Annotated in this window: 19 protein-coding genes; 10 read left to right on the top strand and 9 right to left on the bottom strand. The window is 62.8% G+C overall.

The genetic code is table 11. From position 1 onward, the window contains the following. The 3 genes from ispH (at window position 1) to rnhA (ending at window position 2512) form a co-directional block, all read left to right on the top strand. Window positions 1–1011 (top strand): 4-hydroxy-3-methylbut-2-enyl diphosphate reductase, encoded by a 1011-nt coding sequence (gene ispH / locus CO676_RS05270; protein ID WP_097519837.1) that lies wholly within the window; start codon window positions 1–3, stop codon window positions 1009–1011. 62 nt (window positions 1012–1073) lie between these two features. Further along, window positions 1074–2054 carry a homoserine kinase gene (locus CO676_RS05265; protein ID WP_014761418.1) on the top strand — a complete coding sequence of 327 codons (981 nt, stop codon included), beginning with the start codon at window positions 1074–1076 and terminating at the stop codon, window positions 2052–2054. Beyond that, window positions 2051–2512: a ribonuclease HI gene (gene rnhA, locus CO676_RS05260; protein ID WP_014761419.1), complete on the top strand. Its 462-nt coding sequence runs from the start codon at window positions 2051–2053 to the stop codon at window positions 2510–2512. Before CO676_RS05265 ends, rnhA begins: the two co-directional genes overlap by 4 nt. A gap of 47 nt (window positions 2513–2559) precedes the next feature. On the opposite strand, the gene CO676_RS05255 is transcribed toward rnhA, so the two are convergent. Both CO676_RS05255 and CO676_RS05250 read right to left on the bottom strand, forming a co-directional pair. Beyond that, window positions 2560–3045: a peroxiredoxin gene (locus CO676_RS05255; RefSeq protein ID WP_097519836.1), complete on the bottom strand. Its 486-nt coding sequence runs from the start codon at window positions 3043–3045 to the stop codon at window positions 2560–2562. 71 nt (window positions 3046–3116) lie between these two features. Beyond that, window positions 3117–3959, bottom strand: coding sequence for a protein-disulfide reductase DsbD domain-containing protein (locus CO676_RS05250; protein WP_179875407.1), 843 nt, complete (start codon window positions 3957–3959; stop codon window positions 3117–3119). A gap of 240 nt (window positions 3960–4199) precedes the next feature. On the opposite strand from CO676_RS05250, the gene CO676_RS05240 reads away from it, so the two are divergent. After that, the gene (locus CO676_RS05240) at window positions 4200–4805 is read left to right on the top strand and encodes a YqgE/AlgH family protein (protein WP_014761422.1); all 606 of its coding nucleotides are present in this window, start codon (window positions 4200–4202) and stop codon (window positions 4803–4805) included. Window positions 4806–4827: 22 nt separating this feature from the next. On the opposite strand, the gene CO676_RS05235 is transcribed toward CO676_RS05240, so the two are convergent. From CO676_RS05235 to thrC, 4 genes are all read right to left on the bottom strand, one after another. Continuing rightward, window positions 4828–7740 carry an EAL domain-containing protein gene (locus tag CO676_RS05235; protein WP_014761423.1) on the bottom strand — a complete coding sequence of 971 codons (2913 nt, stop codon included), beginning with the start codon at window positions 7738–7740 and terminating at the stop codon, window positions 4828–4830. Then, window positions 7740–8351: a GNAT family protein gene (locus CO676_RS05230; protein WP_097519951.1), complete on the bottom strand. Its 612-nt coding sequence runs from the start codon at window positions 8349–8351 to the stop codon at window positions 7740–7742. Before CO676_RS05230 ends, CO676_RS05235 begins: the two co-directional genes overlap by 1 nt. 263 nt (window positions 8352–8614) lie before the next feature. Beyond that, window positions 8615–9916 (bottom strand): pitrilysin family protein, encoded by a 1302-nt coding sequence (locus CO676_RS05225; protein ID WP_097519833.1) that lies wholly within the window; start codon window positions 9914–9916, stop codon window positions 8615–8617. A gap of 14 nt (window positions 9917–9930) precedes the next feature. Beyond that, the gene (gene thrC / locus CO676_RS05220; protein ID WP_179875406.1) at window positions 9931–11337 is read right to left on the bottom strand and encodes a threonine synthase; all 1407 of its coding nucleotides are present in this window, start codon (window positions 11335–11337) and stop codon (window positions 9931–9933) included. Between the two features lie 402 nt (window positions 11338–11739). Here thrC and CO676_RS05215 point away from each other — a divergent pair, with 402 nt between their 5' ends. Then, window positions 11740–12288, top strand: a complete 549-nt coding sequence (locus CO676_RS05215; RefSeq protein ID WP_097519832.1) for a hypothetical protein — start codon at window positions 11740–11742, stop codon at window positions 12286–12288. A 103-nt stretch (window positions 12289–12391) separates the two neighbouring features. Here the strand turns inward: CO676_RS05215 and CO676_RS05210 are convergent, their stop codons facing one another. Continuing rightward, on the bottom strand, window positions 12392–13498 hold the full coding sequence (locus CO676_RS05210) for a branched-chain amino acid ABC transporter substrate-binding protein (RefSeq protein ID WP_097519831.1): 1107 nt from the start codon (window positions 13496–13498) through the stop codon (window positions 12392–12394). Between the two features lie 273 nt (window positions 13499–13771). Further along, on the bottom strand, window positions 13772–14467 hold the full coding sequence (locus tag CO676_RS05205) for an HAD family phosphatase (RefSeq protein ID WP_014761431.1): 696 nt from the start codon (window positions 14465–14467) through the stop codon (window positions 13772–13774). Between the two features lie 171 nt (window positions 14468–14638). On the opposite strand from CO676_RS05205, the gene CO676_RS05200 reads away from it, so the two are divergent. Next, window positions 14639–15307, top strand: a complete 669-nt coding sequence (locus CO676_RS05200; protein WP_014761432.1) for a GntR family transcriptional regulator — start codon at window positions 14639–14641, stop codon at window positions 15305–15307. 55 nt (window positions 15308–15362) lie between these two features. Beyond that, the gene (locus CO676_RS05195) at window positions 15363–15809 is read left to right on the top strand and encodes a DUF1284 domain-containing protein (protein WP_014761433.1); all 447 of its coding nucleotides are present in this window, start codon (window positions 15363–15365) and stop codon (window positions 15807–15809) included. Here the strand turns inward: CO676_RS05195 and CO676_RS05190 are convergent. Then, window positions 15804–16487, bottom strand: a complete 684-nt coding sequence (locus CO676_RS05190; protein ID WP_014761434.1) for a winged helix-turn-helix domain-containing protein — start codon at window positions 16485–16487, stop codon at window positions 15804–15806. The two genes, CO676_RS05195 and CO676_RS05190, sit on opposite strands and share 6 nt — an antisense overlap. Before the next feature lie 71 nt (window positions 16488–16558). Here CO676_RS05190 and CO676_RS05185 point away from each other — a divergent pair, with 71 nt between their 5' ends. The 3 genes from CO676_RS05185 to CO676_RS05175 all read left to right on the top strand — a co-directional run bounded on the left by CO676_RS05185 (window position 16559) and on the right by CO676_RS05175 (window position 18493). Further along, window positions 16559–16879, top strand: a complete 321-nt coding sequence (locus tag CO676_RS05185; RefSeq protein WP_014761435.1) for an NIPSNAP family protein — start codon at window positions 16559–16561, stop codon at window positions 16877–16879. Between the two features lie 4 nt (window positions 16880–16883). Further along, window positions 16884–17243 carry an antibiotic biosynthesis monooxygenase gene (locus tag CO676_RS05180; RefSeq protein WP_097519830.1) on the top strand — a complete coding sequence of 120 codons (360 nt, stop codon included), beginning with the start codon at window positions 16884–16886 and terminating at the stop codon, window positions 17241–17243. 119 nt (window positions 17244–17362) lie between these two features. Then, window positions 17363–18493 carry a site-specific DNA-methyltransferase gene (locus CO676_RS05175; protein WP_097519829.1) on the top strand — a complete coding sequence of 377 codons (1131 nt, stop codon included), beginning with the start codon at window positions 17363–17365 and terminating at the stop codon, window positions 18491–18493. The last annotated feature ends 52 nt before the right edge of the window (window positions 18494–18545 follow it).

The following is an 18545-nucleotide window of genomic DNA, read 5'->3' as shown; positions in this document are numbered from 1 at the left end:
ATGGCCTCATCCACGGCAGCAAAATCCCCGATCACCATACGTCTGTGCGGGCCGCGTGGCTTCTGCGCGGGTGTCGACAGGGCGATCCAGATCGTCGTGCTGGCGCTCAAGGAATTCGGCGCTCCCGTCTATGTCCGGCATGAGATCGTGCACAACCGCTACGTCGTCGAGGGGTTGGAAGCCAAGGGGGCGATCTTCGTCGAGGAACTCGATGAGATTCCGCCGGAGCATCGCAAACAGCCGGTCGTCTTCTCCGCCCATGGCGTGCCGAAGTCCGTGCCGGCTGATGCCGATCAACGCAATCTCTTCTATCTCGACGCCACCTGTCCGTTGGTCTCGAAGGTGCACAAGCAGGCGATGCGCCACCACCGGTTGGGGCGCCACGTGGTGCTGATCGGCCATGCCGGGCATCCGGAGGTCATCGGTACGATGGGGCAATTGCCGGAAGGGGCGGTCTCTCTCATCGAAACGGTGGCGGATGCTGATACCTATGTACCGCCCGATCCGGACAATCTCGGCTTCGTGACGCAGACGACGCTCTCCGTTGACGACACCGCAGGGGTGATCAAGCGCTTGCACGAGCGGTTTCCAAACCTGACGGCGCCGGCGGCCGATTCCATCTGCTACGCCACGACCAACCGGCAGGAGGCGGTCAAGCAGGCAGCCCCCGGCTGCGATCTGTTCCTGATCGTCGGTGCCCCCAACTCGTCCAATTCCAAGCGGCTCGTCGAAGTGGCCTTGCGGGCCGGGGCGAAGCATGCCGTTCTCGTGCAGCGGGCCTCGGATATCGACTGGGATACCCTCGGTGACATTGAGATGGCCGGGCTGTCGGCCGGCGCCTCGGCGCCGGAAGTGATCGTCAACGAGATCATCGAGGCATTCCGCGAACGCTATCACGCGACGGTCGAGCTTGCCGATACGGTCGAGGAAAACGAGAACTTCCTTGTCAACCGCGAACTCCGCCATGTCGAGCTGACCGCCGCCGACATGGCCTTCGTCAACGGTGAATAGAGCGGGGGCGACAAAGCATACCGCTCCAACACCTTGCAATCCTGTTTCCGAAAGTAGCGACCTTGGCAGTTTACACTGATATCACGGAAGATGACTTGATCCGCTTTCTGGCGGACTATGACGTGGGAACGCTCACCTCCTACAAGGGCATCGCCGAAGGTGTGGAGAATTCAAACTTCCTTCTCCATACGACGACGGGTTCCTATATCCTCACGCTGTACGAAAAGCGGGTGAATGCCGATGACCTGCCGTTCTTCCTGGGCCTGATGCATCATCTTGCGGAAAGGGGGCTTTCCTGCCCGCTGCCCTTGCCGCGCGCCGATGGCGCGCTTCTCGGCACGCTGTCGGGCCGGCCGGCCGCCGTCATCTCCTTCCTTGAAGGCATGTGGTTGAGGAAGCCGGGGGCGCAGCACTGCCGTGAAGTGGGCCGGGCGCTCGCGTCGATGCACGAGGCTGGCGATGGATTTGCCTTGAAGCGGCCCAACGCCCTCTCTGTCGGCGGCTGGCGGCCGCTCTGGCGGAATTCCGAGGCCCGCGCCGATGAAGTGCAGGACGGATTGAAGGACGAGATCGCGGCGGAACTCGCCTATCTCGAAGAGCATTGGCCGAAGCGCCTGCCGGAGGGCGTGATCCATGCCGATCTCTTCCCGGACAACGTCTTCTTCCTCGGCGATCGCCTATCCGGGCTCATCGACTTCTATTTCGCCTGCAACGACTTCCTCGCCTACGACATCGCTGTCTGCCTGAACTCCTGGTGCTTCGAGAAGAACGGCTCCTACAACATCACCAAAGGCATGGCCTTGCTTTCGGGCTACGAAAGCGTGCGAAAGCTGACGGCGGAAGAGGTGGCGGTCCTGCCGCTGCTGGCCCGGGGCTCGGCGCTGCGTTTCTTCCTGACGCGCCTCTACGACTGGCTGATGACGCCGGCCGGCGCCCTGGTGGTCAAGAAGGACCCGCTGGAATATCTGACGAAGATCCGCTTCCACCGCGCTGTCGCCTCGAGCGCCGAATACGGCCTCAGACGTGAAGAGACTCCGCGATGAAGCACGTCGAGATCTTTACCGACGGCGCCTGCTCGGGAAACCCCGGGCCCGGCGGCTGGGGGGCGGTGCTGCGCTACGGCGAAGTGGAGAAGGATCTGTTCGGCGGCGAGGCGGAGACCACCAACAACCGCATGGAGCTGATGGCCGCAATCTCGGCCTTGAACGCGCTGAAGCAGCCCTGCGAGGTCGATCTGCACACCGACAGCAAATATGTCATGGACGGCATTTCGAAATGGATTCACGGCTGGAAGCGCAACGGCTGGAAGACCGGTGACAGGAAGCCGGTGAAGAACGGCGAGCTGTGGCAGGCGCTCGATGCGGCGAGGGACCGCCACCAGGTGACCTGGCACTGGGTCAAGGGGCATGCCGGCCATGTGGAGAACGAACGTGCCGACGAGCTCGCGCGCAAGGGTATGGAGCCGTTCAAAAAATCGGGCCGCGCGAAGGTCACCCTGTAGAACGGGCCGGTCGGCCCGTTCCCATGATCATTTGGTTGTCAGCCCGATCAAAGCTGTTCCAGCATCGCTGCCGCGCCGGAAACGGTCGCCTGACCCGGGGCGTCTTCGACATTCAACGCCTTGACCACACCATCCTCGACCAGCATCGAATAGCGCTTAGAGCGGATGCCGAGCGTGCCGGAGGAGAGATCGATATCGAGGCCGAGCGCCTTGGTGAAGGCGGCATTCCAGTCGGACAGGAAATGGATCTTGCCCATGCCGCCTGATGCCGTTGCCCAGGCGCCCATCACATGCAGGTCGTTGACGGCGACCACGGCGATGTCGTCGACGCCGCGCGCGAGGATCGCGTCGCGGTTTTCGAGATAGCCGGGAAGATGGTTGAGCGAGCAGGTCGGGGTGAACGCCCCCGGCACGGCGAAGAGAACGACGCGCTTGCCCTTGAAGAGCTGGTCGGTGGTTACCTCGACCGGTCCGTCGGCGGTCTTTTCCTTGAAGGATGCATTGGGTAGCTTGTCTCCGACAGCGATCGTCACGGGTCTCTCCTCGATTTCACTCGCGGTTCGGCAAAGGGGTTGCCGAGCCTGCGAGCGACTATAGGAACGCGTCAGTCAAAGGCAAGGGTGGTTTCCATGCTGCGATCGCCGGCGCGAACAGTAAGCGCGATCGGTTTGCCGGCAATCGCCCGGTCCTTGCCGGCAGGCTTCACCGGAATGTCCACGCGGCGCTCTGCGCCGGCTAGATGGCCGAAGACCGGTGTTCCGAAGGAGAACCCCGCTGGCCCGGCGAGGAAAATCTCCGGTTTGCCCGCCTCGCGCGGAAGCCGAAGGTCGAGGTGAATGATGCCGGCATCTTCATCGAAGGCGGCCTTCGTAATCCTGAAATCGTTTGACGGTGGCTCCGGAAGTGCTGCGACGGCCTTCTCGATGCGCGCAGCGTCGAGTGGATTGTCGAAATCGCCGTTCTTCAGCGCCAGATCGAGTGTCCCCTGAACCGGGATGCAGATGTCTTCGCAAACGCCGAGGAACACGGACGCCCGGACCGCCAGATCCTTGTCATCGCTTACCCGTTTTAGCACGAGCGGGAATGCAACCGAGCTGTCGTAACCGACATAGTGCCCCGCTCCCTCGCCAAAGGTCTTCGGTGCGGGAAAACGAATCCCCTCCAAAGCTACCCCGCCGGTCGGATCGAGCGTAATCTGCGGCGGTATTCCGCTCGCGCCCGGGTCGCGCCAATAGGTTTTCCAGCCGGGCTCCAGTTTGATTTCGAGAATAGCGGGAATCGAACCATCCGGTTTCGGCTGGGAGGCGACGAGGCGGATCGTCCCGCCGGGGGATGTCAGCCAGTCGCTGGTTACGGCCTGGGACTGGCTCGGCAAAAAAATAGCAACGAGAAGGCTTGCCTTCGCGAGGCACTGAGCCATCTTCTTCCTGGTTCGGCGTCTGATCATGACCTAGCACTAGCGCGTTTCACCATCCGTCTCCAGCCGCCGTGAGAGGTCGGCGATCATATCTGCTTGATCGGCGATGCGGGTGTGATCCCGCCCGAACTGGGCCCCAACTGTGGATTCGTTATCTTCTTGATCGTTGGAGCTCGAATCAACGCGGACGAGCGTCGTGCGTGCAAATTTCGGCCTGCGCCACGTAGGGGCGCTTTTCATTTCGTGCCGAATTGGTAGGCTATCTTCATTATGGCGACAACGGTGCAGCAGAAGATACGCGAACGTGGTTTCCTTGACGGTCAGTTCCTGATCGCCATGCCCAGCATGTTCGATGCCAATTTTGCCCGCACGGTGATCTTCGTCTGTGCCCATTCCGAAGACGGCGCGATGGGCTTCGTGTTGAACCGAGCCCAGCGGCTGACCTTTCCCGATGTGCTCCTGCATCTGCAACTGCTCGACCCCGACGAAGCGATCCGACTGCCTTCGACGGCACGCGAGTTCCAGATCCAGGCAGGCGGCCCGGTCGAGACCGGCCGTGGCTTCGTCCTGCATTCGGATGATTACCTGAGCGATTCGAGCATCCCGGTCAGCGACGATATCTGCCTGACGGCGACGCTCGACATCGTCAAGGCCATTTCGCGGGGCGAGGGCCCTCTCAAGGCCACGATGCTGCTCGGCTATGCCGGATGGGGACCGGGCCAGCTCGAAAACGAAATCTCCAGCAATGGCTGGCTCACGTGCCCGGCGCGCGAAGAGCTGATCTTCAGCCGTGACCTCGATGAGAAATACGATCGGGCGCTTGCGATGATGGGCATCTCTCCAGCTATGCTTTCCCCCGACGCCGGCCACGCCTGATAGACATCCAGCCGATTCCCCGTTACGCCCTCTTCATGAGCGGAAATCGCTCCTTTAGGAGCCGCAGGATCGATTCCGACCCGACGGGCGGGCCGAACAGGAAGCTCTGGCCATAATCGCAGCCCATCTGTGCGAGCTGGATCGCATCCTCCTCCGACTCGATACCTTCGGCGACGATCCGCATGTCCAATTCGCGCGCCATGGCGATCACCGAGCGCAGCACGACGCCGCGCTTGTCGCTTGGATCGCGGACCAGCGCCTTGTCGATCTTGATCGTGTCGAAGGGGAAACGGGTCAGATAGGACAGCGAGGAATGACCGGTGCCGAAATCGTCGAGGGCGAGCCGCAGTCCCGCTTCCCTGAGTTTTTCGAGCACGAGCCGGGCCTGTTCCGGATTTTCCATCACCAGCGATTCGGTCAGCTCCATCTTCACCTTGGCCGGATCGCACCGGTTCTTGTTGAGGATGGCGCGCACGTCATCATAGAGCCCGTTGTTGAGGAGCTGCGCGCTCGAAAGATTGATCGAGACGAAGATAGGCAGATCGCCGGTCTGGATCTGCCATTCGGAAAGATCGCTCGTTGCCTGGTCGAAGGCGAACATGCCGAGCTGGTTGATGATGTCGGAGTTTTCCGCGATCGGGATGAACTCGGTCGGCGAGATATTGCCACGCTTCGGATGGTCCCAACGCATCAGCGCTTCGAAACCGGCGACCTCGGCGTCGCTCAGACGCACGATCGGCTGGTAGACGAGCGACAGTTCCTTGCGTTCGATCGCTCGCTTCAGGTCCGCTTCAAGCTGCAGGCGATCCGATCCGGATGTCCGGAAGGCTGGCCGGAAGGGCTCGACGCGGTTGCCGCCCTCCTTCTTGGCGCGGAACATCGCAAGCTCCGCATCGTCGAGCAGGCTTGCAGCGCTCTGCTCCTGGTCGAGCCAGGATACCAGCCCGATCGACGCGGTAAGGTTAATCTCGCGGTTGCCGTAGTTGAGCGGCACCATGATCGCCTTGCTGACCGCATCGGCGAAATCGGCGATCTTCGCCGGGTCGCGCTCGGACATCAGGATCAGCCCGAACTGGTCGCCGCCGAGGCGGGCCAGTGTGTCCTGCGGGCGCAGCAGCCGGCGCAGCCGCCGCGTCAGCGCGATCAGAATATTGTCGCCGGCCGCGATTCCGAACAGGTCGTTGACCTGCTTGTAGCGGTCGACGTCGATGGCGAGAACGGTCGGTCGCGTCGCAGTGGTGCCGTCGGACATCAGCAGGATCGCCTGCAGACGGTCGAGGAAGACCTGCCGGTTCGGCAGGCCGGTGAGGTTGTCGAGGAGGGCGTTCTGCAACAACCGCTCGACCGAATTGCGCTGTTCGGTAATGTCGACGATGGTGCCGACGCAGCGGATGATCTCGCCATTGGCGCCGAGAACCGGCCGCGCCCGGATCGACAGCCAGTGATAGTGGCCGTCCTCGGCGCGCGCGCGAAATTCATGGTTCAACCGGCCGCGCCTGTGCTCGAGAAGCACGTCCAAGGTCGCCCGGAAACGGTCTCGGTCATCCGGATGCAGCCGCGGCACCCAGTTGCGGACCGGTCCGTTCATCGTGCCGAGCGAGAGGCCGAGTTGGTGCGAAATATCCGGGATCGTCACGACGCGGTCGCGCGCCACGTCCCAGTCCCAGACTGTGTCTCCCGAACCGGTCAGCGCCAGCGCCTGCCGCTCTAGGTCCGAAAAGAGGCCCTGCTGATAGGCGCCGCCGGCAAAGGCGTGCTGCATGACCGTGAAGCCGATCAGCAGGACGATCAGAACGAGGCCGCCGCCGAGCGCCGGCTGGACGATATCATTGGCGAGCTGCCCGGTAACCGCCAGCCACGCGCCGAAAAGCCAGACAAGGATCAGGAGCCAGGCCGGAACGAGAAGGATGGCGCGGTCGTAGCGATTGAGGCCGAGATAGGCGATCAGCACGATGCCAACGGTCGCCGTCAGCGCAAAGGAGAGGCGGGCGATGCCCGATGCGATGGCAGGATCGTAGACGGCGACGCCGAACAGCAATGCCAGGCCGAGAATCCACGCGAGCGTCGCATAGCCGAGATGCTGATGCCAGCGGTTGAGGTTCAGATAGGTGAAAAGGAATATCACCAGGCCTGCCGCCAGGAAGACTTCCGTTCCGGCTCGCCATATGCGTTCGTCACCGGCCGTCACGCTGATCAGCTTCGACAGAAAGCCGAAATCGACGCAGATATAGGCAAGAACGGCCCAGGCGAGCGCCGCCGTCGCCGGCAGCATCGACGTGCCTTTGACGACGAAGAGAATGGTCAAGAACACCGCGAGCAGACCGGCGATCCCGAGCACGATGCCGCGATACAAAGTAAAGGCGTTGACCGTGTCCTTGTAGGCGTCCGGCTGCCAGAGATAGATCTGCGGCAGTTCCGGCGTTGCAAGCTCGGCGACGAAAGTGATGACCGCGCCGGGGTTGAGCGTGATGCGGAACACGTCCGCCTCGTCGCTCGGCTGGCGGTCGAGGGCGAAACCCTCGCTCGGGGTGATCGACAGAATGCGTTGCGAGCCAAGGTCCGGCCAGAACAGCTTCGAATTGACCAGCCGGAAATGCGGCGCGACGATCACCCGCTCGAGCTGCTCTTCGGAAACATTGGCGAGCGCGAAGACGGCCCAATCGCCCTGGTGGTGCTCCGTGCTCGACCTGACCTCGATGCGCCGCACGATGCCGTCCGTTCCGGGGGCGGTGGACACCTGGAAAGCTTCGCCCCGGCCGGAGTAGATTTCCGTCGTGGCGGTCAGGTCGAGCGCCGTGTCCTCGCGCGAAATCTTCACCGGCTCGAGAGCATGGGCAACGCCGCCCGCGACGCCGAAAATGAAAACGGCGAATGCGACCAGAAACGCCGCCAGCCTTGCGACGGGCGCTGCGAACGGCTTGCGGGTCAGGGGCATCAAAGGGGCATATTCCTGCTCGGTACGGCATCCGCGGACAGAAGCGAAAACATCAGGTGATCGCGCCACTTGCCGTTTATCTTCAAGTACTGTCTCAAGTAGCCTTCGCGCTCAAAGCCGGCCTTTTCAAGGAGCCGAATGCTCCGTGTGTTTTCTGGAATACAGGCTGCTTCGATACGGTGCAACTCGAGGGTCGAAAAGATGTAGGGGATCGTCAGCTTCAGTGCCTCGTACATGTGGCCCTGGCCGGCAAATTTCTGCCCCATCCAGTAGCCGATCATGCAGTTTTGCGCCGCGCCCCGGCGGATATGGCCAATCGACAGGCCGCCGAGGAGGGTCTCGTCGGGTTTGCGGAACAGGAACAGCGGCACTGCCTGGCCGGAAGCATATTCCTGTTCGTTGCGAATGACGCGGCTGCGAAACGCCCCCTCCGTCATCTCGTCAGTCCGCCAGGTCGGTTCCCACGGTTCCAGGAAGCTGCGGCTCCCGCTTCGCAATTGATACCATTGCCCATAGTCAGCGTAGCGAGGGAGGCGAAGAAGGTAATCCTTGCTGGCGATCTCGACCGATTCGGGCTGCCGCGACAGGAACCGAAAAACCGATCGTGCCATATATGCCTCCGGGCCAAAACTCGCCTGCCGGCGGGCGGAGATCGGCTTCATGCTCTTCCTCGTCCCGCTCTGGTCAACTTACGCAGCCGGGCCGAAACGCCAGCCCGGATCGCGCCATCATTTCCAAGGATTCCGAAGGCGCTGTCTCATTGCGAAGCGTTGCACAAGTCAGGGGCTAAATCGAATCCGATTTTGGAGATCGTGCAAGAAAACACGGGTCGCGCGGGCGCCCGGACGCGATCCCCGCCAACTGTGATGTGACTTTAACCCGCGAGGGCGTGGACGGCGGCGGGCCCGGCGTTCAAAGACGACAGGATGTCGCTCATCGGGGCGAGGTGTTCGAGGGGGCCGATCGCCGAAAGGGTAGGGGCCGTATCGAAGAAGAGCCGACCGGCGAGATCGGTCAGCCGCTCTATCGTGATGCCGGACAGCCGCTCCATCAGTTCCTCGTTGGGAATGGGGCGCCCGTAGAGCATCATCTGACGGGCGATCTGGCCGGCGCGCGCCGCCGGGCTTTCCTGTCCCATCAGCAGTTGCGCCCGGATCTGTGCGCGGGCACGCTCGATCTCCTGCTGCTCGATGCTGGTCGAGGACTTGCGCAACTCGTCGATGATGACCGGCATCAGTTCGGGAAGGTTTTCGCCCCCCGTTGCGGCATGGATGCCGAAGATGCCGGTATCGGAAAAGCCCCAATGGAAAGCGTAGACCGAATAACAGAGCCCGCGATGTTCGCGTACTTCCTGGAACAGGCGCGAGGACATGCCGCCGCCGAGGATATTGGCAAGGATCTGCGAGCAGTAGAAGTCCCGGGCGTGATAGGCCCTGCCTTCGAAGCCGAGCAGCACCTGGGCGTCCATCAGGTCACGGGTCTCGCGGCCGTCGCCGCCGGTGTACCGCGCCGTATCGAGGACCGGGGGCGACAGCGGCGTGACGGGCAGGGTGGAAAAGCGCTCCTGGACCTGGCGCACGATCGTATCATGGTCGACGGCACCGGCCGCGACGATGAACATTCTGTCGGTCGTGTAATTGCGGCCGAGATAATGACGGATCTGGTCGGGGGTGAACGACATCACCGTTTCCGGCGTACCGAGGATCGGGCGCCCGACCGTCTGGTCGCGATAGGCGGTCTCGGCGAAGCGGTCGAAGACCACGTCATCGGGCGTGTCGTCAGCCGCGCCAATCTCCTGCAGGATGACGTGCTTCTCGCGCCTGAGCTCTTCCTCCTCGAAGGTCGAGTCCGTGAGGATGTCGGCAAGAATATCGATCGCCAGCGGCACGTGGTCCTTGAGCACCCGGGCGTAGTAGGAGGTCGTCTCGGTGGAGGTGGCGGCGTTGACCTCGCCGCCGACATTTTCGATCTCTTCGGCGATCTGGCGGGCGCTGCGCCGTCTCGTCCCCTTGAAAGCCATGTGCTCCAGCAGATGCGCAATTCCGTGTTCATCCACGGTTTCGTTGCGCGAACCGGACTTGATCCAGACCCCGAGCGCCACGCTTTCCAGATGCGGCATTCGCTCGGTTACCACCGTCAGCCCGGAAGGGAGCCGGGTGCACTCAACTTTCATCATTCGTATCTTTCGTTCTATTCCCGAACGCGGGTACGCTCGCCGATGAAGGTTTCGACCTTTTTCAGCTCAGCATCCAGGATATCGAAACGCTCCGCCCTAGTCATGAGATCAGCAAGCCACGTCGGAAGCGTGGGGTCAATACCACTTGCCGATTTTACGGCGTCGGGAAATTTCGCGGGGTGGGCGGTCCCGAGCGTTACCATCGGTGCCGATGGCTTCTCGTGCCTGGCGGCGACGCAGACGCCGATTGCCGTATGCGGATCAAGGAGATAGCCCGATTTCTCGAACGTGTCGCGGATCGTTGCGGCCACCTGCTTTTCCGAGGCGCGGCCGGCGCGAAATTCCTTGCGAATTTTTTTTAGTGCGCCCTCTGCGATTGCAAAGGAACCGGATTGCTTGAGGCTTGCCATTGCGGCGCGCACCCCTTCAGCCTCGCGCCCATAGACCTCGAACAGCAGCCGTTCGAAGTTGGATGAGATCTGAATGTCCATCGAGGGCGAGGTCGTCGCCTTGACCTCGCGCATCTCGTAGCGGCCGGTCTTCAGCGTGCGCGCCAGAATGTCGTTCTCGTTGGTCGCGATGATCAGCTTGTCGACCGGCAGGCCCATGCGTTTGGCGACATAGCCGGCGAAGATGTCGCCAAAATTGCCGGTCGGCACCGTGAAGGAAATCCTCCGGTCAGGGCCGCCAAGCGCGATTGCCGTCGTGAAGTAATAGACGATCTGCGCCATGATGCGCGCCCAGTTGATCGAGTTGACGCCCGAGAGCTTGACGCGGTCGCGAAAGGCCGTGTCGTTGAACATCGCTTTGACGAGATTCTGGCAATCGTCGAAATTTCCCTTGATGGCGATCGCATGCACGTTCGATGCGCCCGCGGTCGTCATCTGCCTCTGCTGTACCGGCGAGACCTTGCCGTGCGGGAAGAGGATGAAGATGTCGGTCCGTTCCCGACCGGCAAAAGCGTCGATCGCGGCTCCTCCCGTATCGCCGGAGGTCGCCCCGACGATCGTCGCCCGTTCGCCGCGCTCGGCAAGCACATGGTCCATGAGGCGGGCCAGCAATTGCATGGCCACGTCCTTGAAGGCGAGCGTCGAACCGTGGAAGAGTTCCATGACGAAAGAGTTGGGGCCGGTCTGGACGAGCGGTGCAATGGCCGGATGGCGGAAGGTGGCGTAGGCCTCGTCGATCATCTCGCGGAACTTGGCCGCCGGGATTTCGCCATTCGTGAAGGGTTCGAGAACGGCGAAAGCGATTTCCTGATAGGATTTGCCGCGCAGCGCCCGGATTTCCTTCTTCGAGAAGGTCGGCCATTCCTTCGGCAGGTAGAGACCACCGTCACGGGCAAGTCCTGCCAGAAGAGCGTCGCAGAAGCCGAGGGGTGCTGCTTCCCCACGCGTCGAAATATACTTCACCTTCTTCATCCTTCGTTACCGCATCTCAGTGTTACAGCGGGACGGACGGTCCGCTTTCCTAGCGCGCTATCACGCCGACGTCGCATATCCTTTAAGGGAGAACCGCCGCCCGGCCACCTATTTGTTCCAGTTCGCCAAAAATCGCGCGGCCATTCTTGTCACCATGGCAAATTTCCGAACATTTCGGAAATTTGGGCTTGCGGCGCCCGACCGGTCGATTTTTCGAATTGCCGCTGCTATAGACGATGCCCGAGGGCCGAGAAAGGCCTTCACCGTTCGTCGGTCTGGAGGAGGAGGGGATTGCGCATGGGTTCCTGCTCCGGCCATGGAAGGGATCGCGACAGCTTCGGCCTAACGCGCCGCAGTTGCTGTGGTCTCAAAGCTTCACCGGTTCAGTAGGGGTCGTGCAACGTGTCTGGCAATGTGTCTCGCCATCTTCTCGCAATGTCTGTCCTTTTGGTCGTCGCAGGCTGTAACAAGACGCAAGACGGCGGCGCCATCGAATCTGGCGGCAACGCGGCCGCGCCGACGCCGGCCGTGATCCAGGCGGCTTGCCCTCCTGTAACGCTGCGGGACGGCACCGCCTCCTATCGCACCTATGCGAAGGGCGGGAAGGATGACCCGACCAAGGTCGTCTATCAGGCGTCCCTTGCCGACACCACGCGGCAATGCGTGCAGAGCGAAGGCGCCCTGACGGTGACGGTGGTCGCTCAGGGCCGCGTCGTGGCCGGTCCCGCCGGTGGTCCGGGCAAGCTGACGATGCCGATCCGTGTGGCAGCGACCGACGGCGAAAAGACGCTCTATTCCGAACTGACGCAATATCCGGTCGAGGTCCCGCCGGGCAGCACCAACACGCAATTCATCTTCACCAAGGCGAATGTCACCCTGCCGGCCGGCGCCGGAACCGATGCCAAGATCTTCGTTGGCTTCGACGAGGGGCCGCAAAAGGCGAAGCAGTAGACCGCATCGCCATCCGCGGAAGAGCGCGTCCCGCTCCAATCCACCGCCCAAAGCCAAACGCCGGGGGGCACTGCCCCGGCGCTGCTCTTCCCGTCGGCACCCGTTACTCGGCCGCGACGCTCTTGCCGGCTTCCCATTTGTAGAGCGAGAAGCTCGGCGAGGTGAGATCGCCGCTTTCGCCATAGGTCAGCTTGCCGATGGCGGTGTCGATCGCCTCGCCGGACTTGATCGCCGTCGCAACCGCGGTTGCATCGTCGGCGGATCCCGCCTTCTCGATGCCTGCCTTGATGACCTGGACGGCGGCGTAGGCATTGAGCGTGAAGGCTTCGGCCGGGATGTTCTTGGCGTTCAGTGCCTCGATCACCGGGGCCGCGGCCGGGTGGCGGGTCGCGTCGCTGGCATTGGTGTAGATCGTGCCCTCGGCGGCGTCTCCGCCGATCGCCCAGAACTCGGTGTTGGAGAGGCCGTCGCCGCCGATCAGCAGCGACTTGACCCCCTGATCGCGCATCTGGCGGACCATCAGGCCGGCCTCGGCGTGATAGCCGCCGAAATAGACGACGTCGACATTCTCGGCCTTAAGACGCGTGACGATGGCGCTGAAATCCTTTTCACCGGGGTTCAGGCCCTCGTAAACGACTTCCGTGATGCCGCCCGCGCTGATTGCAGCCTTGAAGCCGTCGGCGAGCCCCTTGCCGTAAGCACCCTTGTCGTGCAGCACCGCGACGCGCTTGTCCTTGAGGTTCTTGACCACATAGTCGGCGGCGACGACGGCCTGCTGGTCGTCGCGGCCGCAGGTACGCAGCACGTTCCAGAGCCCGCGCGTGGTGAGGTCGGGCGTGGTCGCCGTCGGCGTGACCATCAGGATGCCGTTCTCGGCGAGCACGTCGGATGCCGGCATCGCGGTGCCGGAAAGCACCGGTCCGACGACATAGCGCACGCCTTCGCCGGCAAGCTGGTTCGAGACGGAGACGGATTGCTTCGGTTCACCGGCGTCGTCGACGATCTTGATGACGATCTTCTCGCCCTTAATGCCGCCGGCATTGTTGATGGCTTCGACCGCTGCCTCGGCGCCGTTCTTTACTTGCTCGCCGAAGGCCGCGACCGGGCCGGTGAGAGGGGTGATCACGCCAAGTGTGATGTCGGCATGGGCGAGCGGCGCGAAGACCACGCCGGCAGCCAAGGTCATTCCGGTCAATAGTGAAAGACGCATGGTATTTTCTCCTTGGAATTAACCGCTACAGCGCCCGGATGCACGAAGGCGCTGTGGCACTTTGAACTGCTGCATGCTGCGGAAGCGGAACCATGCAGTGGTCGATCTTGATATAGACCTCGCGCGCCGTCCGAAAACCCGCTGATTCTCGGAGGAGGGCATGCGTCTTCAATGCGGCACGCCGTCCTTCGCGCGCCAAACATGCGCCTGGGTCGTTCGAGGGTTCTTGCGCCGGCGATCGCCGAAGCAAAGCGCAATCAGGCCCGGTGAGGATCAGGCCGTCAGAGCTTCAGACCACTCGGCGAGTGCCGCGATGACGCCCGGCAGGGCGGCCATCCGCGAGACGACGGTCTCGGCGCCGGCCTCCGTCAGCTTGTCGGCATGCGACGGATAGGTGTGCGAGCCGCCCGTGAAACCGACGACGCGCATGCCTGCGGCGCTGGCCGCATGGACACCATGCACCGAATCCTCGATGACGAGAACGCGTGCCGGATCGACGCCGAACTGGGCGGCGCCATGCAGAAAGATATCCGGCTTCGGCTTGACCCGGTCGGGGCCGAGATCGCGCGCCGAATAGATGTGCTTGCCGAAATGCTCCTGAATGCCGACCTTGCCGAGCATCGTCGCGAGCCGCGCCGAGGTCGAGTTCGAGCAGATGCAGTGCGGCAGCGCCAGCTGCAGCAGCACGGGCTTGACGCCGTCGATGATCTTGACGTCGCGGGCGAGCCGCTGGTCGAGAATGGTGTCGACGCGGTCGATCAACGAAGCGGAAAGCGGGATGCTGGCTTCCTTCTCGATTGCCAGCAGCGTGTCGCGCCAGGTCATGCCGGCGAAGCGCTCGCTCATTTCTTCGACGCTGATCGGGTAACCGGCCTCGGTCAGGAGTCCTGCCTCGACTTCCGAGGCGATGATTTCCGAATCGACGAGAACGCCGTCGCAGTCGAAGATGATGAGGTCAAATCCAGTCATTTTGCGTCCTTGGGAGAGGGGCGCCGCTGGCAGGGGAGGGGTCTGGTGCGGCGGGAAAATTGGATCCCGGCAGATTTATACGATGGCAGATCAAAGCTCAACCTTTGGAAATCGTCTTGCGCAGGTTGCGCCTTGCTCGACAGGCCCGGGCAGCACCTCTATCTGTAGTGCATGACAAAGGAACATGACGACACACTTGCAAGCCGGATCAGCCGGGCGCTTGCCGAGAGGATCATCTCCGGCGCCCTGTCACCGGGCGAGCGGTTGCGTCAGGACCATGTCGCCGAGGAATTCGGCGCCAGTCACGTGCCCGTGCGCGAAGCCTTCCGGCGCCTGGAGGCGCAAGGCCTTGCCGTCAGCGAACCGCGCCGCGGCGTGCGCGTCGCCTCCTTCGATCTCAAGGAGGTGCGCGAGGTTGCCGAGATGCGCGCGGCGCTGGAGGTGCTTGCGCTCCGCCATGCCATACCTCACCTGGCGCCCGCCATTCTCGATCGGGCCGAAGCGGCAACGGTTGCGGCGGACAAATCGCGCGACGTGCGCAGCTGGGAGGCAGCAAATCGCGCTTTCCACCGGCTGATCCTCGAGCCCTGCGCCATGCCGCGCCTGCTTGCCGCCATCGACGATCTTCATGCGGCGAGCGCCCGTTTCCTCTTCTCCGCCTGGCGCTCCAGTTGGGAGGCCCGCACCGATCACGACCACCGCGCAATTCTTGCGGCCCTGCGTCAGGGAAGGGGCGAGGAGGCCGCCTCGATACTCGAGCGCCATGTCGGCTGGATCGGCAAGACGCCGGTCAAGACCGCGGGCGGGGAAGTCCGCGACGCCTTTTCTATCGTCGGGTAGCCGCAATCTGTCGTAAACTCCGAATGAGCAAGTTCGTAAGCGGTGAGACCTGCCAATGGTTCGCCTGCGCGGCCATCATCTTCTGTGTCTGCTGACCTTCGTAGGTGAAGGCTATACGCCCGCATTCACTCGCAACTATCTCCGGATCGCCGGCCGCCTTTCGTCCGGCGAGGCGATCGAAATCGTCGAGGGGCCGGACGATATCTGCGCGCCCATGCTGGATGTGCGCGAAGCCCATTGCCGGAACGACAGCGTTCTTGATCGTGACGGGAAGGCCCTTGCTGCCGTCACCGACCTTCTTGGCATTTCGTTGAAAGCCGGCTCGGTACTTGTTCTTGACGGCGATCGCCTGGAGCGCATGCGTGCCTCGTTCGCAGTCGGCACCGTCCGGACCGCCTGCGAGGATTGCGAATGGTCGCCGCTATGCACGCGCATTGCGCGCGACGGCTTCGGCGGCACGCTTGTCCAGGCCAAGCCGTCATCCACCGCGAAACGGCTATAGCGGAAAAAGCGCGAGGAAGGCCTCTTCGCCCCTCTCTGTGAAGCGGATGGCGCGGCTGTCCTTCTCGCGTTTCGCCCAGCCCCTGTCGGTGAAAAGCGTGAGCAGTGCCTCGCCGAGCGAGCCGGCGAGATGCGAACGGCGTTCGCTCCAGTCGAGGCAGGTTCGGCAGATCGGCCGGCGGGATTTCTTGAGTGCCGCATAGTCGATGCCAAGTGCCTCCATTCGGGTGCGGCCGGCATCGGTCAGCGCGAGGTCGTCACCGCCAGCCATCTCGATCTCACGGGCCGCAATCAGGCTGTCCAACATGCGTACGCCGTAGTCGCCGGCGAGATGGTTGTAGCACACGCGCGCCTTACGCAGCGCCGGGTCTCTCGGGCCCGGCCGGTGGCGCGTCAGACCGCGGCTCGCGGCAAAGCCCATGAGGCTTTCGAGCATCAGCCCCACTTCGTCTTCGCTCAAGGCGTAATAACGGTGCCGGCCTTGCTTGCGCTGCGTGACCAGCCCGCCTGCCTCGAGCTTGGCGAGATGCGAGCTAGCGGTCTGCAGCGTGATGCCGGCCACACCTGCAAGCTCCGTCGGCGTTAGCGCCTGACCGCCCATGAGCGCCGTCAGCATGTTGGCGCGCGCAGGATCGCCGATCAGCGATCCGATCAGGGCTATATCCGGACCTTCCTTCATAGTTCGATCGTAATCGAAGCATCGCTGACGGGCAAGCGGGCATAATGGCGCCGATCAACAAGGAGAAAGCCATGATCACCTGCTTCATTCGCTACGAGATCGATCCGTTCCGAAAGGAAGATTTCGCCACCTATGCCCGCAATTGGGGTAAGGCTATTCCACGCTCAGGCGCCGATCTCATCGGCTATTTCGGCCCGCACGAAGGCTCGGCAACGACCGCCTACGGCGTCTACAATATCGAAAGCCTCGCCGCCTACGAGGCCTATCGGGCGCGTCTTGCCGCCGATCCGCTTGGGCGTGAGAATTACGAGTTTGCTCGCCGTGAGCGTTTCATCCTCAAGGAGGACCGTATCTTCCTGAAAAACGTCTCCCTGCCACTGGCAAAGGAATGATGCGATGATTGCGGTGATCTTCGAAGTCCTGCCGGCTGACGGCAAGCGCGACACCTATCTCGGGCTCGCCGCCGACCTGCGTCCGCTTCTGGACGGGATCGACGGCTTCATCTCAATCGAGCGGTTCCAGAGCCTTGCCGATCCGAACAAACTCTTGTCGCTCTCCTTCTGGCGCGACGAGGCGGCGGTGAAGGCGTGGCGTAACGGCGCCGAGCATCGCGCGGCGCAGGCTGCGGGGCGGAATGGCGTTTTCGCCGACTATCGCCTCAGGATCGCCGCGGTCGTCCGGGACTACGGTCTTGACGATCGTGAGGAGGTGCCGGCGGACAGCCGGCAATGGCACGACAAGGACCGTGCCGCCTGAACGAGGGCGGCACCTGCAGCGACGCGAACTTTTCCGGACAGCCTTCAGGCTTTGGTAACCATCTTCGGTAACCATGAGTGCTATAGTCAGTCCCGAGTAAGCGTATTTGCGAGTTGCCCATGTCTTCAGTTGTTTCGCTTGCCGAAATCTCCCGTGCCGCCCGTCCGCTGAGCTGGCTGGACAGCATCATCAAGGGGGATTGCGTGGCCGCGCTGAACGCGCTTCCCGACAATTCGGTCGACGTCGTCTTCGCCGATCCGCCCTACAATCTCCAACTCGGCGGCATGCTGCACCGGCCCGACCAGTCGCTGGTCGATGCGGTCGATGACGAATGGGACCAGTTCGCCTCCTTCGAGGCTTATGATGCCTTCACCCGCGCCTGGCTGCTGGCCTGCCGCCGCGTCCTGAAGCCGACCGGCACGCTGTGGGTGATCGGCTCCTATCACAATATCTTCCGGGTCGGCGCGATCTTGCAGGACCTGCATTTCTGGATCTTGAACGACGTCATCTGGCGCAAGACCAACCCGATGCCGAACTTCAAGGGCCGCCGCTTCCAGAACGCCCATGAGACGCTGATCTGGGCGACGCCGAATGCCAAGGCGAAGGGCTACACCTTCAACTACGAAGCGATGAAGGCCGCCAACGACGATATCCAGATGCGCTCCGACTGGTTGTTCCCGATCTGCTCCGGCTCCGAGCGCCTGAAGGGCGATGACGGCAAGAAGGTGCATCCGACCCAGAAGCCGGAAGCGCTGCTCGCCCGCATCCTGATGGCCTCGACCAAACCCGGCGACGTGGTGCTCGATCCCTTCTTCGGCTCCGGCACCACCGGCGCCGTCGCCAAGCGCCTCGGCCGCCATTTCGTCGGCATCGAGCGCGAGCAGGACTATATCGATGCGGCCGCCGAACGCATCGCCGCGGTCGAACCGCTCGGCAAGGCGACGCTTTCCGTCATGACCGGCAAGAAAGCCGAGCCGCGCGTGGCTTTCAACACGCTCGTCGAAAGCGGGTTGATCAAGCCCGGCACGGTGCTGACGGACGCCAAGCGCCGCTATAGCGCGATCGTCCGCGCCGACGGCACGTTGGCTTCCGGCGGCGAGGCCGGATCGATCCACCGCCTCGGCGCCAAGGTCCAGGGCCTCGACGCCTGCAACGGATGGACCTTCTGGCATTTCGAAGAAGGGAAGACCTTGAAGCCGATCGACGAACTCAGATCCGTCATTCGAAATGACCTGGCAAAACTGAACTGATCAACCAGTTCCGCCTGGGTCTTCGAAAAGCGCTCCGCCCGGTTTTGTACCT

The sequence above is a fragment of the Sinorhizobium sp. BJ1 genome (assembly GCF_002531555.1).
GTDB classification, from domain to species: domain Bacteria; phylum Pseudomonadota; class Alphaproteobacteria; order Rhizobiales; family Rhizobiaceae; genus Sinorhizobium; species Sinorhizobium fredii_B.
The sequence above is the reverse complement of the archived record's forward strand: the minus strand, read 5'-3'. Positions and strand labels throughout refer to the sequence as shown.

Coding starts and splice junctions, on each gene's coding strand:
- ispH (WP_097519837.1), top strand. CDS start 1: ATGGCCTCATCCACGGCAGCAAAATCCCCGATCACCATACGTCTGTGC.
- rnhA (WP_014761419.1), top strand. CDS start 2,051: ATGAAGCACGTCGAGATCTTTACCGACGGCGCCTGCTCGGGAAACCCC.
- CO676_RS05250 (WP_179875407.1), bottom strand. CDS start 3,959: ATGATCAGACGCCGAACCAGGAAGAAGATGGCTCAGTGCCTCGCGAAG.
- CO676_RS05240 (WP_014761422.1), top strand. CDS start 4,200: ATGGCGACAACGGTGCAGCAGAAGATACGCGAACGTGGTTTCCTTGAC.
- CO676_RS05235 (WP_014761423.1), bottom strand. CDS start 7,740: ATGCCCCTGACCCGCAAGCCGTTCGCAGCGCCCGTCGCAAGGCTGGCG.
- CO676_RS05230 (WP_097519951.1), bottom strand. CDS start 8,351: ATGGCACGATCGGTTTTTCGGTTCCTGTCGCGGCAGCCCGAATCGGTC.
- CO676_RS05225 (WP_097519833.1), bottom strand. CDS start 9,916: ATGATGAAAGTTGAGTGCACCCGGCTCCCTTCCGGGCTGACGGTGGTA.
- thrC (WP_179875406.1), bottom strand. CDS start 11,337: ATGAAGAAGGTGAAGTATATTTCGACGCGTGGGGAAGCAGCACCCCTC.
- CO676_RS05210 (WP_097519831.1), bottom strand. CDS start 13,498: ATGCGTCTTTCACTATTGACCGGAATGACCTTGGCTGCCGGCGTGGTC.
- CO676_RS05205 (WP_014761431.1), bottom strand. CDS start 14,467: ATGACTGGATTTGACCTCATCATCTTCGACTGCGACGGCGTTCTCGTC.
- CO676_RS05200 (WP_014761432.1), top strand. CDS start 14,639: ATGACAAAGGAACATGACGACACACTTGCAAGCCGGATCAGCCGGGCG.
- CO676_RS05195 (WP_014761433.1), top strand. CDS start 15,363: ATGGTTCGCCTGCGCGGCCATCATCTTCTGTGTCTGCTGACCTTCGTA.
- CO676_RS05190 (WP_014761434.1), bottom strand. CDS start 16,487: ATGAAGGAAGGTCCGGATATAGCCCTGATCGGATCGCTGATCGGCGAT.
- CO676_RS05185 (WP_014761435.1), top strand. CDS start 16,559: ATGATCACCTGCTTCATTCGCTACGAGATCGATCCGTTCCGAAAGGAA.
- CO676_RS05180 (WP_097519830.1), top strand. CDS start 16,884: ATGATTGCGGTGATCTTCGAAGTCCTGCCGGCTGACGGCAAGCGCGAC.
- CO676_RS05175 (WP_097519829.1), top strand. CDS start 17,363: ATGTCTTCAGTTGTTTCGCTTGCCGAAATCTCCCGTGCCGCCCGTCCG.